At 63.2% G+C, this 16,163-nt stretch carries 13 protein-coding genes; 10 read left to right on the top strand and 3 right to left on the bottom strand.

The window, feature by feature from the left end; all coding sequences use genetic code 11:
• Entirely contained in the window at window positions 1-2,151 is a 2,151-nt protein-coding gene (gene purL / locus SVXhr_RS09870) for a phosphoribosylformylglycinamidine synthase subunit PurL (RefSeq protein WP_275737037.1), read from the bottom strand.
• 170 nt (window positions 2,152-2,321) lie between these two features.
• Window positions 2,322-2,858 carry a hypothetical protein gene (locus SVXhr_RS09865; RefSeq protein ID WP_015788402.1) on the bottom strand — a complete coding sequence of 179 codons (537 nt, stop codon included), beginning with the start codon at window positions 2,856-2,858 and terminating at the stop codon, window positions 2,322-2,324.
• Between the two features lie 349 nt (window positions 2,859-3,207).
• Here SVXhr_RS09865 and SVXhr_RS09860 point away from each other — a divergent pair, with 349 nt between their 5' ends.
• The 10 genes from SVXhr_RS09860 (at window position 3,208) to leuD (ending at window position 15,551) form a co-directional block, all read left to right on the top strand.
• Window positions 3,208-5,058, top strand: a complete 1,851-nt coding sequence (locus SVXhr_RS09860) for an SLC13 family permease (RefSeq protein WP_275737036.1) — start codon at window positions 3,208-3,210, stop codon at window positions 5,056-5,058.
• Window positions 5,059-5,118: 60 nt separating this feature from the next.
• Window positions 5,119-6,474, top strand: coding sequence for a metallophosphoesterase family protein (locus SVXhr_RS09855; RefSeq protein ID WP_275740924.1), 1,356 nt, complete (start codon window positions 5,119-5,121; stop codon window positions 6,472-6,474).
• Between the two features lie 519 nt (window positions 6,475-6,993).
• Window positions 6,994-7,662 (top strand): hypothetical protein, encoded by a 669-nt coding sequence (locus SVXhr_RS09850; RefSeq protein WP_275737035.1) that lies wholly within the window; start codon window positions 6,994-6,996, stop codon window positions 7,660-7,662.
• Between the two features lie 68 nt (window positions 7,663-7,730).
• Window positions 7,731-8,279 (top strand): hypothetical protein, encoded by a 549-nt coding sequence (locus SVXhr_RS09845; protein WP_275737034.1) that lies wholly within the window; start codon window positions 7,731-7,733, stop codon window positions 8,277-8,279.
• Window positions 8,280-8,395: 116 nt separating this feature from the next.
• Complete coding sequence (locus tag SVXhr_RS09840; protein WP_275740922.1) at window positions 8,396-9,613, top strand: 2-isopropylmalate synthase; 1,218 nt, start codon at window positions 8,396-8,398, stop codon at window positions 9,611-9,613.
• Window positions 9,614-9,982: 369 nt separating this feature from the next.
• The gene (gene ilvB, locus SVXhr_RS09835) at window positions 9,983-11,764 is read left to right on the top strand and encodes a biosynthetic-type acetolactate synthase large subunit (protein WP_275737033.1); all 1,782 of its coding nucleotides are present in this window, start codon (window positions 9,983-9,985) and stop codon (window positions 11,762-11,764) included.
• Window positions 11,765-12,382 (top strand): acetolactate synthase small subunit, encoded by a 618-nt coding sequence (gene ilvN, locus SVXhr_RS09830; RefSeq protein WP_275737032.1) that lies wholly within the window; start codon window positions 11,765-11,767, stop codon window positions 12,380-12,382.
• Window positions 12,383-12,454: 72 nt separating this feature from the next.
• Entirely contained in the window at window positions 12,455-13,465 is a 1,011-nt protein-coding gene (gene ilvC, locus SVXhr_RS09825; protein WP_275737031.1) for a ketol-acid reductoisomerase, read from the top strand.
• 56 nt (window positions 13,466-13,521) lie between these two features.
• Window positions 13,522-14,943 (top strand): 3-isopropylmalate dehydratase large subunit, encoded by a 1,422-nt coding sequence (gene leuC, locus SVXhr_RS09820; protein WP_275737030.1) that lies wholly within the window; start codon window positions 13,522-13,524, stop codon window positions 14,941-14,943.
• The gene (leuD, locus tag SVXhr_RS09815) at window positions 14,940-15,551 is read left to right on the top strand and encodes a 3-isopropylmalate dehydratase small subunit (protein WP_275737029.1); all 612 of its coding nucleotides are present in this window, start codon (window positions 14,940-14,942) and stop codon (window positions 15,549-15,551) included. The genes leuC and leuD overlap by 4 nt, the downstream gene beginning before the upstream one ends.
• A 28-nt stretch (window positions 15,552-15,579) precedes the next feature.
• Here the strand turns inward: leuD and SVXhr_RS09810 are convergent, their stop codons facing one another.
• Window positions 15,580-16,095 carry a hypothetical protein gene (locus SVXhr_RS09810; protein ID WP_275737028.1) on the bottom strand — a complete coding sequence of 172 codons (516 nt, stop codon included), beginning with the start codon at window positions 16,093-16,095 and terminating at the stop codon, window positions 15,580-15,582.
• Window positions 16,096-16,163 lie beyond the last annotated feature (68 nt).

The raw sequence follows: 16,163 nt of genomic DNA, 5'->3' as shown, positions 1-16,163 counted from the left end.
TCAGTCCAACTCGTCTTCGAGAACTGACCGCAGATCGCCGATCCCGGACGCGTCGTAGCTGAGTGATTCTTCACCGACGGTGAGATCGAGAGTCCCCGACTCGTCAGCCGAACCGATCTCGACGACCGAAGCCACGCCGTCGAAGGCGTCCTCGATCGCCGCGGGATCAGTCGTCTCGATGACGGCCCGGCCCGGCTGTTCGTGACACAGCGCGCCGACCGGTTCGGCCGCGTCGATCGTCACGTTCGCGCCGGTCTCGTCGGTGATCATCTCCGCGAGCGTGACCGCGAGGCCGCCGTGACTGGCGTCGTGGACGGCGAGGGTCGCCTCGTGGTCGGCAACGTCGGCGAGCGTCTCCACGAATCCCGCCGGATCTTCGGGGAGTTCCGGGAAGCGGTCGCTGCCACCCTTTTCGGCGAGCAGTTCGGACCCACCGAGACGGGGCTCGGCGTCGCCGCCGACTGCCAGGTCGCCGACGAGGACGAGTGTCCCCTCGCCCGACAGCGACAGCAGCGGGGCGGAAAAGCCGGGCTTGGTGCCGATCATCGTCAGCGTCGGCGTCGGCGGGATCGGTCCCGTCGAAGAGTCGTTGTACAACGAGACGTTCCCGCCGACGACCGGGACCGAGAGGTCCTTACAGACGTCGGCCAACCCGTCAACGATGCCGGAGAACTCACCGTAGACCTCGGGCTTCTCGGGGTTGCCGGCGTTGAGACAATCGACGGCCGCCAGCGGTGTCGCGCCCTTCGCCGCGATGTTGGTCGCGTTCTCCAGGCCGGCCGCGAACGCGCCCTCGTAGGGTGCGGTGTCCGTCCAATTGGGATCCGCGCCAGCCGAAATGGCGAGACCAGTGTCCGTCTCGGCCTCACGGATCGCGAGCAGGGCGGCGTCGTCGCCCGGCCGCATCGCCGTGCGGACCTGGACCTCGTGGTCGTACTGGCGATAGACCCAGCGCTTGCTCGCGGTGTTCGGACTGGCCAGGACCGTCTCGAAAGCGTCTTCGAGGGCGACGTCGGGGCGATCCGTTTCGGACTGTTCGGGCTCGACAGTGTCAAGATCGGCCAGCGGCGCGCCCTCGCCGACGAACTCGGCGGGCACGTCGACCGCGACCTCGTCGCCGTGCGTGCACGTGTAGTTCGGATTTTCGGTCACCTCGCCGATGACGGCGGCTTCCAGATCGTAGCGTTCGGCGAGTTCCTGGACGCGGGCGACGTTTTCGTCTGTGACCTCGTAAACGATCCGCTCTTGGGACTCCGAGAGCAGGATCTCCGTGGCGTTCATGTTCGGTTCGCGTTGCGGGACGTCGTCGAGATCGATGGCCGCGCCGAACCCACCCTTGGCGACGAGTTCGCTCGACGCGCCGCCGAGGCCGGCCGCGCCGAGGTCGCGGGCCGACTCGACCAGGTCCTCCTCGATGAGCGCCTCGTTGGTCTCGATGAGGAGTTTCTCCCGATAGGGGTTGCCGACCTGGACCGCGCTGCGATCCTCAGTCTCGGCGTCCTCGGCGATGTCCTCGCTGGCGAAGGAGGCTCCGCCCAGGCCGTCCCGGCCGGTCGAGGCCCCGACGAGGACGAGGTTGTTGCCCGCCTCTTGGGCCTCGGCGGTGATCAGGCGGTCGGCCGAGAGCATCCCCACGCAGGCGACGTTGACCAGCGGGTTCTCTTCGTAGTCCTCATGGAACGCGACGCTGCCGGCGACGGTCGGCACGCCGATCGAGTTGCCGTAGTCGGAGATCCCTTCGACGACACCCTCCAGCAGATAGCGGGAGTGTTCGCGCTCGAAGTCGCCGAAGTAGAGGCTGTCGGTCAGCGCGATCGGGAACCCGCCCATCGAGAGGATGTCACGGACGATGCCGCCGACGCCGGTGGCCGCGCCGTCGTAGGGATCGACGTAGGAGGGGTGGTTGTGGCTCTCGATCCCCATCGCCAGGTAGGTGTTCTCGTCTTCGGGCAGCGCCACGACGCCGGCGTCGTCACCCGGCGGGACGACGACGTGCTCGCCGTCACTTTCGAAGCGCCCCAGGAGTGGACGCGAGGAGCGATACGAGCAGTGCTCGCTCCAGAGGTTCTCGAACAGCGCCGCCTCCGCCGTCGTGGGGTCACGGTCGATCTTCTCGACGACGACCGCCCGGTCCGAGGTCGAAAGGGCCATTACCGGCCTCTCGCCACCGCCAGCGTTTATCGCTTTCCATGCGGGCGCGCGCCTCGATGTCACCGAGAGAGGCGTCCGACACTGCACCACATCATAGAACCCCACTCACAGCTGTGAGATGCCGTTTGACCCTTGGGTGTTCGGGCGGTTGTTGATTCGATGAGATCTGCCTATTCCCGTGGCAGGACGCGGAAATTGACTGCTAGTGGCGGGTTGTTGGCTAGAACGAAGAACCGGTACTTCCCGGGTGTGAATGCGACGCCGTCAGCTTCCTCTTCGGTGACACCATGCTCCTCCCCCGCTAACGCGGTTGCTGACAGCGGCACTGTTATGGTCTGCGTCTCACCGGGCGAGATCGTCGTCCCGCACAGGAGGGTCCATCTCCCGTCCGTCCAGACTACGTGTTCCCACGTTCCGTCCTCGTATCGCTGGATGGCCCACGGGACGTGACAGCCCAAACTGATGTCCTCCGATTCGCCAGTGTGATGGAGTTCGAACGTGATGGATTCCCCACGGGGGACGGCGTCCGTCGGTGCCTGCAGGCGGAGTGATTCGCGCTCGTAGGTGATCGGATCGAACGCTGAGTCGAAATACACCGGTTCGTCGGTGTCGTTCGTGGCCAGCGGGCCGAAGCCGGCGGCTGTCGCGGCAGCACCCCCTCCGAGAAGGGCTAACGCGCCTGCCCCGAGTAATTCTCTCCGTTTCATTCTATCTCCTCATTTACATCTGATCCTGCATAATGGTATGGTCGCATAGTCATCACCTCAACGAAGGTCTCCCAAGGGAAGCCGCAGAGCTTAGAAATTGTGTCCAGCAGTATCATGTCCTATAAGATGTAGTTTCGGCAGAAGAATTCGTGAATGCGGCGGCTACCGGGACAGTGCCCTGTTCAAGCAGCTTGAGTTCGATATTCCTTGCGCTGTGCCCACGACTCGTCGTTGCAATCACCGATTACGATCGGAAAGATGATCCCAGTCTAGAGGAGCTCACGCTATGAAAAGAATTCTATGACAGGCTCACACAGCGCTTAAGGAGACACCCCGAGTTAACTCCGGCATGGCTGTCGCAGGGATCCCCTTCGAGGCGGCGCTCGTCTTCGGGCTGATCGGCATTGCACTGGTTCTGTTCGTCTCGGAAGTGATCCCGAACGACGTGACGGCGATCGGTGTCATCGTCGCACTGGCTGCACTGGGTCCGACCATCGGCGTCACGCCGAGAGACGCGATCGCCGGCTTCGCCAACCCGGCGACGATCACCATCGTCGCGATGTACATGCTGAGTGCCGGGATCCAGAATACGGGACTCGTCCAGCGCCTCGGCGTCTCACTGGCCGGGTTCGTCCGCGGTGACGAGGGACGGGCGTTGCTGGCGACCGTCGGCACGACCGGCCCGATCGCGGGGTTCGTCAACAACACGCCGGTCGTCGCCGTGTTCATCCCGATGATCACCGATCTCGCCGAGGGGAGCGACGTCTCGCCGTCGAAGCTGCTGTTGCCACTGTCCTACGCCGCGATCCTCGGCGGGACGCTGACGCTCGTCGGCACCTCGACGAACATCCTCGCCAGCGACTTCGCCCGGGAACTCATCGATGGCCGAAGCGGCATCGGGATGTTCGAGTTCACGCCGCTTGGCGTCGTCATCCTCGTGGTCGGGCTGGTGTACTTGCTGACGATCGGCCGTCGACTCACCCCGGCCCGGATCCCGGTCGACGCCGATCTGGTCTCGGCGTTCGACCTCGAAGATCACCTCGCGCAGTTGCGTGTCCCCGAGGGCTCGTCGCTCGTCGGCGAGCGCGCCGCCGACGTGGATGCGCGCGAGGATGTCCCGGTCGACGTACTCCAGGTGCGACGAAACGGCGAGGCCTACGCCGTCCCGGACACCGACCAGCGACTCGCTGCCGGCGACATACTGGTGGTCAACGGTCCCAGCCAGGCGACGACCCGCTTCCGTGACGCCTTCGACCTGCGTCGACTCGTCCGGGAGGACGTTACCGACGGGACCTTCGACGAGAGCCCGACCGAGAACACGCTTGCCTCCGCAGTCGTGCCAGAGGACTCGGCGTACGTCGGGGAGACGCTCGCGGAGGCACGCTTGGAGGAGTTTCACCGAACGACGGTTCTTGCAGTCCGACGGGGTGGGAGTCTCATCCGCCAGGACCTCGACGACGTGACTGTCGAGCCGGGAGACCTCCTGCTGGTTCGGCTATCGCCGACGGCGATCGAGTACTTCGGGGAGTCTGGGGACCTGATCGTCACCGAGGAGAGCGCTTCCGAACGGATCGACGCGGTGGAGCCGGAGACAGCCGCACCGCTTTCGGCGAAGACGCCACTCGCGGTCGCGATCATGGCCGGTGTGATCGGCGCGGCGGCGCTGAATCTCCTGCCGATCGTGATCGCCGCGCTCGGGGGCGTCTTCGCGATGATCGTCACCGGGTGTCTCTCGCCCTCGGACGCCTACGACGCCGTCTCCTGGAACATCGTCTTCCTGCTGGCAGGCGTGATCCCGCTCGGGTTCGCGATGGCGGAGACCGGCGGCGCGGAAGTGCTGGCGGACGCACTGGTCGCCACTGAGGCGTTCCTGCCGCTGATCCTGGTGATGCTACTGTTTTATGTCTTCACTGGCCTGCTGGCGAACGTCATCACGCCCGTTGCGACCATCGTGTTGATGATTCCAGTGGCCGTCAACGCGGCGGGCCAGATGGGGGCCGACCCCTTCGCGTTCCTGCTGGCAGTGATGTTCGCGTCGGCGACGTCGTTCATGACGCCGGTCGGCTACCAGACCAACCTGATGGTCTATGGTCCTGGCGGCTACCGGTTCTCGGACTTCCTGAAGGTCGGTGGCCCGCTGCAGTTGCTGCTTGCGGTCGTGACGACGGTCGGCATCGCCGCGATGTGGGGGCTTACCTGATCGGTCGTGACCGATACCGCGGGCGAAGACATTATGCCCCAGCGCGAGCACGAAGAGACGATGGGTGAGGCCCACGTCGAGAACCATGCCGACGAGGACGAACCAGTCTACTATGTCATCAGCGACCTCCACATCGGCGGCGACGAGCAACTCGAACACGTCGAGTTCCTCGATGAGCTGCTTTCGTTTCTCACGCGGCTCGAACAGTTAGACGAGGACGCCGAACTCGTCATCAACGGTGACGCGTTCGGCCTCTGGGAGTTCACCACCCTGGAGGGGATCGAGAAGTTCGACGCGCTGGTCGAGCGATACCCGGCCCTCTTCGAGCAACTCCGGGCGACCGGGGAGAACGTTCAGATAACGCTGCTACCCGGCAATCACGACCACGAACTCGCCGCCTACGACGCGTACGTCGAGCGCTTCGCCGCGTACAACGTGGATCTCGTCCAGGAGCAGTCGATCACCCGTCCCGTCGGCGACCGGACGATCCACTTCGAGCACGGCAACCAGCGCGACCCGAACAACCGCTTCGAAGATTTCGGCAATCCCCACGAGAAGCCGCTTGGCTACTATTACAACACGCTCGTGACCAGTCGTGCGGGCCAGGTGTCGGCTCGCGGCCGGCGCAACTGGCTGAAGGACATCCAGGCAGTCACGCCGACCGAGCGGGTCCCGGTGTGGTTCCTCTCGAAGTACTTCTACAACGAGATGCACCCGCTGTTGCGGTACGCGATCGTCCCCTTTCTGTTAGTGTTCAACCTGAGTGCGATCGCTGCGATCGCCGTCGGTCTCGACCTGGTTGGCGTCTGGTCGATGCCGACCGAGACTGTCGAGGGGGCCTTTGGCCGGTTCGGGTCCGCCGGGGCGCTCGCGTTCTCGCTGCTCGCGATCAACGTGGCGATCGTCGGCATCCTCGTGCTGGTCTGGATTCCGATTCGGTTCATCCTCCAGGATTTCAAGCGAACGATCGATCGCTTCGGCCTCGTCGAGACGGAGTTCACCGTCGATCCGAGCAAACCCTACCGTGAGGCGGCCACGGAGCTCTTCGAGGAGCACCCCGAGACGGCCGTCTTCTGCTACGGGCACACCCACCGGCCGGCGGTCGACGAACACGACGGGCGGTTGATCGTCAACACAGGGACGTGGCTCAAGCGGTTTCACCGACGGCAGGTCATCGCCGGGATCCTCCCGCCGGTGTTCCACCCGACATTCCGGCTGAATATTGTCCGGATCGCCGCCGAAGACGAGGGCGTGGCCGTCGAGTACGAGACGATGGACAAACCGGACCCCGCCAGGACGGACCTGACGTTCACCGAACGGTTGCTGACCGTCGGTCGGGTTCCGGACCCGTCGATCCCGGATCGAGTGGTTGCGGCGGACACGCGGACGACGAAGACCACCCCTTCGAACGAGTGATCCTCGCTGTTATTCCGGTTTCCATAAGTGACATCTGCTCGTAACAGCTGTATCCCGGCTCACCACGCCCTCAGAACGCGAAGTGTTCTGTGTGCGACCGAGATTCGAACGCCCGTTACACTAGTTGGTCGCTCCGGTCCCGGTATTGTCGTCCGAAATATCGAAGTACTATCCGATTCAAAACCAGTTTAGATATGTATATAATAAATGGGTATCGAAATATATATATATATATATGATATGTACTCTACTGTTGTGATTGGAATGGATAGTAACAGCCGAGGGGCAAGACGACGATCGTTCATACAATTGACCGGGGCCGCTGTCGCTTCGATTGCCGGCGTCGGGGCTGTCTCCGCTCGCTCTTCACAACGGCGCCACAACCGAAATAGAATCTCATCCGAGGAGTACCAGTCATTGCTGCGTCAGCGTAAACAAAAGGGCTGGAATGTTGACCGCTGGCGAACTGAAATCGCAAAACGTGGATACGATTTCAAATATCAAGATAGTCGTGTCAAAGTGGTAGACGGCATATCTGTCTCCGAACAATCGAAGAAACCGAAACGATCGAATCCAACCACGTCTCAAAGCGGAGTTAGCGAACCGACGGTCGTCGTTGAGGAGATGCCTCCGATCGACGAACGACAGAGCAGAAAAATAGGTACAAATCGCCTAGACGAGAGTTCAGCTACGTTGGAACTAACTTATACGAGTGGAGATCCAGATAAAATCAATTATTCATGGTCTGTAGACGATCCCTGGGTATTCGGCGTTGATTGGCCGCGAGATTTTGTCGGCATCTCGTTCGAAACTGGAGACTACGAATGGGCAGGGGAGGACATAAATTACGGACCATATACAACAGACACTGACGCAATCGAAGCGACGGGCCCTGGGTACAGAATGGGTAAATACAACGCTGCCACTCACTCAGACAATACGATCAGTCGGTTCGGCTCATGGATGGATAAAGGGATTAAACCGGAAAACAACGATCGAAGCGAGCGAAAGATATACGCCGACTACATTGCTCGGTGGAATGAAGTCGACATTGCAGGCGTATCCGCCGGGACTGGCGGAGTGTCTGTCTCTTTCGAGGACTCTACCGGGCTCTGGCAAGCCGAAACGAACGCAAAAGAATCGAAAATGGCTGATGCGGACGGCTATGTTGACGACGACCCGGTGTAGCCCATAAGCCCCCTTCTCAAACAGTGTATGATGACCAAATGATAACGAGACGAACATTCGCAGGAGCGATGGCAAGCCTACTGGCCTCGGTATCCGGTTGTGCTACAGTACAGCAGGTGATAACGGGAGAGAAGGCTCGAATAGTCCATAATATCGACACATCCTCTCAAGATCGATACGTCGACGGACAACCGACGCTTCAGTCTGCGCCGGCCGCAAACGGCTGGCTGGCGAACCGGCCCGCCTGGTTCGATGAGCACATCAAATGGGACCATGTCGAGGCCAAGAATAGCATCAGACAGATGCAAGACCGATTCGATCCAGACCAGATGTTTGCCACGGTAATCGCTAGCGCGAATCTGGTCCATTACGAACTGACAGATTATCGGAAGCCGAAAATCGAGGACGGCACGATCCAGTTCTACGTCAAACCTGGATGTGTTAGTTGCGGTAATTCGGAGATCCCAGACGAGCCGAAGTATTCCTACGGCTATACGTTCATCCTGTGGAAGCGCCACGATGGTGTCGATCCACTGACGGATCTCGTTCTCAATTACAAGGGCGGAGAACTAGATATGGGTGACGCGGCCAATGGTTCGGACACGAACGATACTTGATGGACGATTTCAGGGATCACGACCAGCCTCTATTCTCGAAGAACCTTTTGAATATGGGGACGGAACCTCGAAGAAGTTAAATACGACCACGCCGTCAATTCGGTTGCAAATGTCCAATACGCACGAGGTTACGTCGGGATCCCCGGCGGATCGAGTTCTTCCAGGGCACACTCGATAGTACGTCCGAAATCACGGACGCACGAATTTTCGACACCACGCTTCGCGACGGGGAACAGACGCCGCGAACCTCGTTTTCCTACGAAGACAAACGAGAGATAGCGGCGGTGCTCGACGAGATGGGCACCCACGTCATCGAAGCGGGGTTTCCCGTCAACTCCGACGCGGAGTTCGAGGCGGTACGCGATATCGCCGAAAGTACCACGACGACCACCTGCGGGCTCGCCCGCGTCGTCGAGAAGGACGTCGAGGCGGCCATCGACTCGGGCGTCGAGTTGATCCACGTGTTCGTCTCGACAAGCGACATCCAGCTCCAGGATTCGATGCACGCGACCCGCGAGGACGCCGTCGAACGGGCCGTCGAGTCCGTCGAGCGCGTCAAAGACGCCGGCGTCGAGTGTATGTTCTCGCCGATGGACGCCACTCGCACCGACGAGGACTTCCTGATCGACGTCGTCGAGGCCGTCACCGAGGCGGGCACCGACTGGATCAACATCCCCGACACGACCGGGGTCGCGACGCCCGGTCGATTCCAGGAGATGGTTGGCACGGTCGTCGCCCACACGGACGCACGCGTCGACGTGCACACACACGACGACTTCGGGCTGGCGACGGCCAACGCCCTCTCGGGCTTCGAGGCCGGCGGCGCACAGGCCCAGGTCAGCGTCAACGGCATCGGCGAGCGGGCCGGCAACGCCGCCTACGAAGAAGTCGTCATGGCGTTGGAGAGCTTGTATGACGTGGATACGGGCATCGACACGACCCGGATCACGGAGCTCTCCCGGCTCATCGAGGAGAAAAGCGGCGTCGACACGCCGGGCAACAAGCCCGTCGTTGGGGCGAACGCCTTCTCCCACGAGTCGGGCATCCACGCCGCCGGCGTCATCGAAAACAGCGATACGTTCGAGCCTGGCGTGATGACTCCCGAGATGGTCGGTGCCGAGCGCGAACTCGTCCTCGGAAAACACACCGGCCAGCACTCGGTCCGGGAGCGCCTCGTCGAGGCCGGCTTCGAGCCGACCGAGCAAGAGGTCCGGACGGTGACTCGCCGCGTCAAGGAGTACGGCGCGGAGCAAAACCGCATCACGATGGACGTCCTCGAACGGTTCGCCCGCGACGTGGACGTCGACCGGGCGCGCGAGGAGGTCCGCGCCTGACCATGTCGTCCACGTCGCTCGCCCGGATCGATCAGCGGCCGCTGTACGGCGCTCGCTCGGGCGTTCGGGAAATCGTCTCACGGAACGTTTATAATGAACGACGGCGATGTTCCGATACTGATGCGTCCGCTGTCCACATCCGGCGTTCGATCCGGCGACAGCGACGCGGCCGACCTGCTTCTTGTCGGTATTGTAGGGGCGGCATAGCCCCGACAGTACCCCATTTCCACGACGATCGGACGGCGCTGCAGCTACTAGCGACTCGACGCCAGCCATGACACACAAGCGAACCATGACATCCCAGGATTCACCGACGCCGCGTCCGCGAGCCACGCGCTCACGACCGGCCACGACACGGAGGTATCGACCATGAGCGAACGCGCGTTCCACCAGGACCGCGAGCCGGATCCCTCGACAGATGCTGCCGATGACGAGGACGAAGCCGACGACGCGCGCGAGGTAACGACGGGCGCGGAAGCGGCGATCATCGCCCTCGAAGAGGCCGGCGTCGACATGGCCTTCGGCGTCCAGGGCGGGGCGATCATGCCCGTCTACGACGCCCTGTACGACTCGGACATCGAGCACATCACGATGGCCCACGAGCAGGGTGCGGCCCACGCCGCCGACGCCTACGGCATCGTCTCGGGCGAACCGGGCGTCGCGATGGCGACCTCCGGCCCGGGCGCGACGAACCTCGTGACGGGCATCGCCGACGCCTCGATGGACTCCGATCCGATGATCGCGCTGACCGGCCAGGTCGCGACTGACTTCGTCGGCAACGACGCCTTCCAGGAAGTCGATACGGTGGGGATCACCCAGCCCATCACCAAGAACAACTACTTCGCCGGCGACCCGGACACGCTAGGTGCTGACGTCAGCGAGGCGTTCGCCCTGGCCGAGTCCGGTCGCCAGGGGCCGACGCTGGTCGATCTCCCGAAGGACGCAAGCAAGGCAGAGACCGACGTCCAGCCGGTCTCCCCGGAGACGCCCGATACCTATCACCCGCCGGAGACTGCCGACGAGGCTGTCATCGAGGCCGCGGCCGAAACGATCGAGGACGCCGATCGGCCGGTCATCCTCTCGGGCGGCGGCGTCATCAAGGGCGAAGCCAGCGACGAGTTGCGCGCGTTCGCCCGGAAGTACGACATCCCGGTGATCACGACCATGCCGGGGCTGGGAAGCTTCCCGGAGACGGATGACCTCTCGCTGGGGATGGCGGGGATGCACGGCACCGGCGCGGCAAACCTGGCGATCACGAACACGGACCTGTTGATCGGCGTCGGGACGCGCTTTGACGATCGGCTGACTGGTGGTGTCGACAGTTTCGCGCCCGACGCCGAGGTCATCCACGTCGAGATCGATGCCGCCGAGATCAACAAGAACATCTACGCCGACTACCCGCTTTTGGGCGACGCCGAGCGCGTCCTCGAACAGCTCGAGGACGAGCTAACGGACGCGCCCGACGCCGACGAGTGGCGCGAGCAGTGCCAGACCTGGAAGGACGAATACCCGCTGGACTACGAAGCACCCGAGGACGAGCCGATCAAACCCCAGCACGTCGTCGAGCGCTTCGCCGAGATGGCCGACGACGACGCGATCGTCACCACGGGCGTCGGCCAACACCAGATGTGGGCCTGCCAGTTCTGGACCTACACCGAACCCCGGACCTGGGTCTCCTCGAATGGCCTGGGGACGATGGGCTACGGTGTCCCCTCGGCCATCGGCGCGAAGCTGGCCGCCCCCGACCGGGAGGTCGTCGCCTTCGACGGCGACGGCTCGTTCCTGATGACGATGCAGGAGTTGTCCGTGGCGGTCCGCGAGGATCTGGACATCACGTACGTCATCCTCAACAACGAGGCGATCGGGATGGTCCGCCAGTGGCAGGACGGCTTCTACGAGGGTCGACGGATGGCCAGCGAGTACCAGTGGGTGCCGGAGTTCGATCTGCTGGCGGAGTCCTTCGGCGCACGCGGGTTCAGACTGGAGGACCACGACGAGGTTGAGGAAGTCATCAAGGAAGCACGCGAGTACGACGGCCCGGCGGTGATCGACGCGATCATCGATCCCGGCGAGAACGTCTATCCCATGGTCCCGAGCGGCGGCGACAACGGACTGTTTGCACTCTCGGAGAAACAACTGGAGGGACTGTAAATGAGCAGTGGCGAACTCCCAGGGCCGGCCCCCGACGAGCGGATGCGACCCGAGGGGCGGCGCAACGAGCAAGGTATTCGTATCGATCCGGAAGCGGAGGCGACCCACCAGCCCCGGATGGCCGTGCTGTCGGCGCTGGTCGAACACGAGCCCGGCGTCCTCGCCGAAGTGTCGGGGCTGTTCAGTCGCCGGCAGTTCAACATCGAGAGCCTCACCGTCGGGCCGACGACCGACGACGACATCGCCCGGATGACGATCGTCATCGAGGAGGCCGAACCGGGCATCGAGCAGGCCAAGAAGCAACTCGAGAAGCTCGTCCCCACGATCGCCGTCGAGGAACTGAAGCCCGAGGCGATGCGGCGGGAACTCGCCCTCGTGAAGGTTCGCGGCGAGAAGCCCGACGACATCCAGTCGGTCGCGGAGATGTACGGCGGCCAGGCCGTCGACGCCTCGACGAACGCCGTGACGGTCGAGATTACGGGCAGCAAGCAGAAGATCGACGCCGCGGTCGAGGCCTTCGAGCAGTTCGAGGTCGAGGAGGTCGTCCGCACCGGCGCGGCGGCGCTGGAACGCGGCGCGGAGACGATGGACGCCAACGGGCACATGAGCGAGGAGTAGTTCGACGACCGAGCACGCCGACACGATAGATTGAACACTGACCCATCCGGAAACGAAGACGACACACTACCGATGACTGACGAATTCGACACGACTGTCTACTACGACGACGACGCGGACGAATCGTATCTCGAAGACGCGACGGTAGCGGTCCTTGGCTTTGGCAGCCAGGGCCACGCCCACGCCCAGAATCTCGACGACAGCGGCGTCGACGTGGTCGTTGGCCTGCCCGAGGGCAACGAGGACCGCCCGGTCGCCGAGGACGCCGGCATGCAGGTCGAGACGCCCCCCGAGGCAGCGGCCGAGGGCGACATCGTCGTCATGCTCGTCCCGGACAACGTCCAGCCGGTCGTCTACGACCAGATCGAGGACAGCCTGGAACCGGGGGACACACTGCAGTTCGCCCACGGGTTCAACATCCACTACGGCCAGATCGAACCCCCGGAAGGCGTCGACGTAGCGATGGTCGCCCCGAAGTCACCGGGCCACCTGGTCCGGCGGACCTACCAGCGCGGTGAAGGTACCCCTGGGCTCGTCGCCGTCTACCAGGACGAGAGTGGCGAGGCCAAGGAACAGGCCCTCGCGTACGCGAAGGCGATCGGCTGTACGCGGGCGGGCGTCATCGAGACGACCTTCCGCGAGGAGACCGAGACCGACCTCTTCGGCGAGCAGGCCGTCCTCTGTGGCGGCGTCACCGAGATGATGAAGGTCGGCTACGAGACCCTGGTCGACGCGGGCTACAGCCCCGAGATGGCCTACTTCGAGGTCCTCAACGAGCTGAAGCTGATCGTCGACCTGGTCTACGAGGGCGGGCTGATGGAAATGTGGAACTCCGTCTCCGATACCGCCGAGTATGGCGGGCTGACCCGCGGGGAGTACGTCATCGACGACTCCGCCCGCGAGGGCATGGAGCAGATCCTCGAAGAGGTCCAGGACGGCACCTTCGCCAAGGAGTGGATCTCCGAGAACCAGACCAACCGGCCCAGCTACAAGCAGCTGCGCGAGGCCGAGCAGAACCACGAAATCGAGGAAGTCGGCGAGCCCCTCCGGGAGCTGTTCTCCTGGGACGAGGCCGCCGAGTGAGCGACTGAGACAATGCAATCACGTTATCGAACGCACACGACAGACAGAGGACGAGTATGAGTCAGGGAACGCTGTACGACAAGGTATGGGACGAGCACAAGGTAACGCAACTCCCCAACGGACAGGATCAACTGTTCGTCGGGCTGCACCTCATCCACGAGGTCACCAGCCCGCAGGCCTTCGGGATGCTCCGGGAGCGCGATATCGAGGTCGCCCGGCCGGATCTGACCCACGCGACGGTCGATCACATCGTCCCGACGAGCGACCAGTCCCGGCCCTACAGCGATGACGCGGCCGAGGAGATGATGAGCGAGTTGGAGGAAAACGCCCGCGACGCGGGCATCGAATTTTCCGATCCGACGACGGGCGATCAGGGCATCGTCCACGTCATCGGCCCGGAGCAGGGCATCACCCAGCCCGGCAAGACCATCGTCTGTGGCGACAGCCACACCTCGACCCACGGCGCCTTTGGCGCGCTGGCCTTCGGCATCGGGACCTCCCAGATCCGGGACGTCCTGGCCACCCAGTGTATCGCCATGGAGAAACAGAAAGTCCGAAAGATCCAGGTCGACGGCGAACTGGGGCCGGGCGTCGAGGCCAAGGACATCATCCTGGAGATCATCCGTCGCCTCGGAACTGATGGCGGCGTCGGCTACGTCTATGAGTACGCCGGCGAGGCCATCGAGAACCTCGACATGGAAGGCCGCATGTCGATCTGTAACATGTCCATCGAGGGCGGCGCTCGCGCGGGCTACGTCAACCCCGACGAGACCACCTACGAGTGGATGCGGAACACCGATTACTTCCAGGAGAACCCCGAGGCCTTCGACGAGTTGAAGCCCTACTGGGAGTCGATCCGGAGCGACGCGGACGCCGAGTACGACGACGTGGTTCACATCGACGCGAGCGAACTCGAACCGGTCGTCACGTGGGGCACGACGCCGGGCCAGGGCATCGGCATTTCGGAGCCGATCCCCCACCCCGAGGATCTGCCCGAGGACAAGCAGGACACCGCGCGTCGCGCCCAGGAGCACATGCGCGTCGAGCCCGGTGAGCCCATGGCGGGCTACGACATCGACGTGGTCTTCCTGGGCTCGTGTACGAACGCCCGCCTGCCCGACCTGCGTCGGGCCGCGGACATCGTCGAGGGCCGCCAGGTCGACGACAGCGTCCGGGCGATGGTCGTCCCCGGCAGCCAGCGCGTCCAGCAAGCCGCCGAAGAGGAAGGCCTGGCGGATATTTTCCGCGAGGCCGGCTTCGAGTGGCGCAACGCCGGCTGTTCGATGTGTCTGGGCATGAACGAGGACCAGTTGGAGGGCGACGAGGCCTCCGCGTCCTCCTCGAACCGGAACTTCGTCGGTCGCCAGGGGTCCAAGGACGGCCGGACGGTCCTGATGAACCCCCAGATGGTCGCCGCCGCGGCCGTGACGGGCGAAGTGACTGACGTGCGCGAACTGCCGGAGGTGACCCCCGCATGAGCGACTTCGATGCCGACATCCCCGAAGTGCGCGAAGTGACGGGAACGGGCGTGCCCATCCGGGGCAACGACATCGACACCGACCAGATCATCCCCGCCCGGTTCATGAAGGTCGTCACCTTCGACGGCCTGGGGCAGTTTGCCTTTTTCGACGTCCGCTACGATGACGAAGACAACCAGAAGGACCATCCGATGAACGAGGATCGGTTCCGCGATGCCTCAGTCATGGTCGTCAACGACAACTTCGGGTGTGGCTCCTCGCGGGAACACGCCCCCCAGGCGCTGATGCGCTGGGGGATCGACGCGTTCATCGGCGAGTCCTTCGCCGAAATCTTCGCGGGCAACTGCCTCGCGCTCGGGATGCCGACCGTAACGGCCGATCACGAGACGATCGCCGACCTCCAGGACTGGATCGAGAACAATCCCGACGCCGAGATCGACATCGACGTCGAGAGTGAGACGGTTACCTACGGCGACCGGACCGTCGAGGTCACAGTCGACGACGCACAGCGTCAGGCCTTGGTCGAAGGGATCTGGGACACGACGGCACTGATGAGCGCTAACGAAAACGAGATCGACCGGACCGCACAGTCGCTGCCGTACGTCTAGAACCCGGAGTTACCGAACCACTTCGTTGTCATTCCAAGGCAGCATCGAAGAGATCTTCATCGTCCAACTCAGCCGCAACTTCGTCGAGTTCGGACTTGAGATCGGCGATTTTCAGGGCACCTTCGTCAGTTTGCTCTTCTGGAGGCTGTTCGCCCCGGGATCGGGATTTCGCATAAAACCGCGAGAGCAATCTCTTGTATCGGGCTCTACGCTGGAGACGATCGACAGTCGAACAAAGCGTTTCTTCGTCGGCACCACGAGTGAGAACCGCGTCAGCGGTCCCCGCACTCGGACCGTTGCTCTGGCCGAACTGGAGAATTTGAGCGTCCGGGACCCGATCGTTGATCATGGTCGCGAGATCGTCGATTGATAGCGACTCAACTGCCGGATCAATGATAACGACGGCGACTCGTTCGTCGAGGCTCGTCTTGGTTTCAGCCGGCGTCGTTGCAGTCCGTGTCGACCATCGATCCCGGAGCGGAGCGATCAACGACGACACTGCTTCGTCAGGGGCACTGACCAACACGGCCTGGGTCGGGGCCATCGTATCGACGAATTTCGACGGGACGAATAAAAATGAACGGCTTCCGTTCGCAGGGCCCCGGGGACTCA

This window comes from Halorhabdus sp. SVX81 (assembly GCF_029207715.1).
Taxonomy (GTDB): domain Archaea; phylum Halobacteriota; class Halobacteria; order Halobacteriales; family Haloarculaceae; genus Halorhabdus.
The sequence above is the reverse complement of the archived record's forward strand: the minus strand, read 5'-3'. Positions and strand labels throughout refer to the sequence as shown.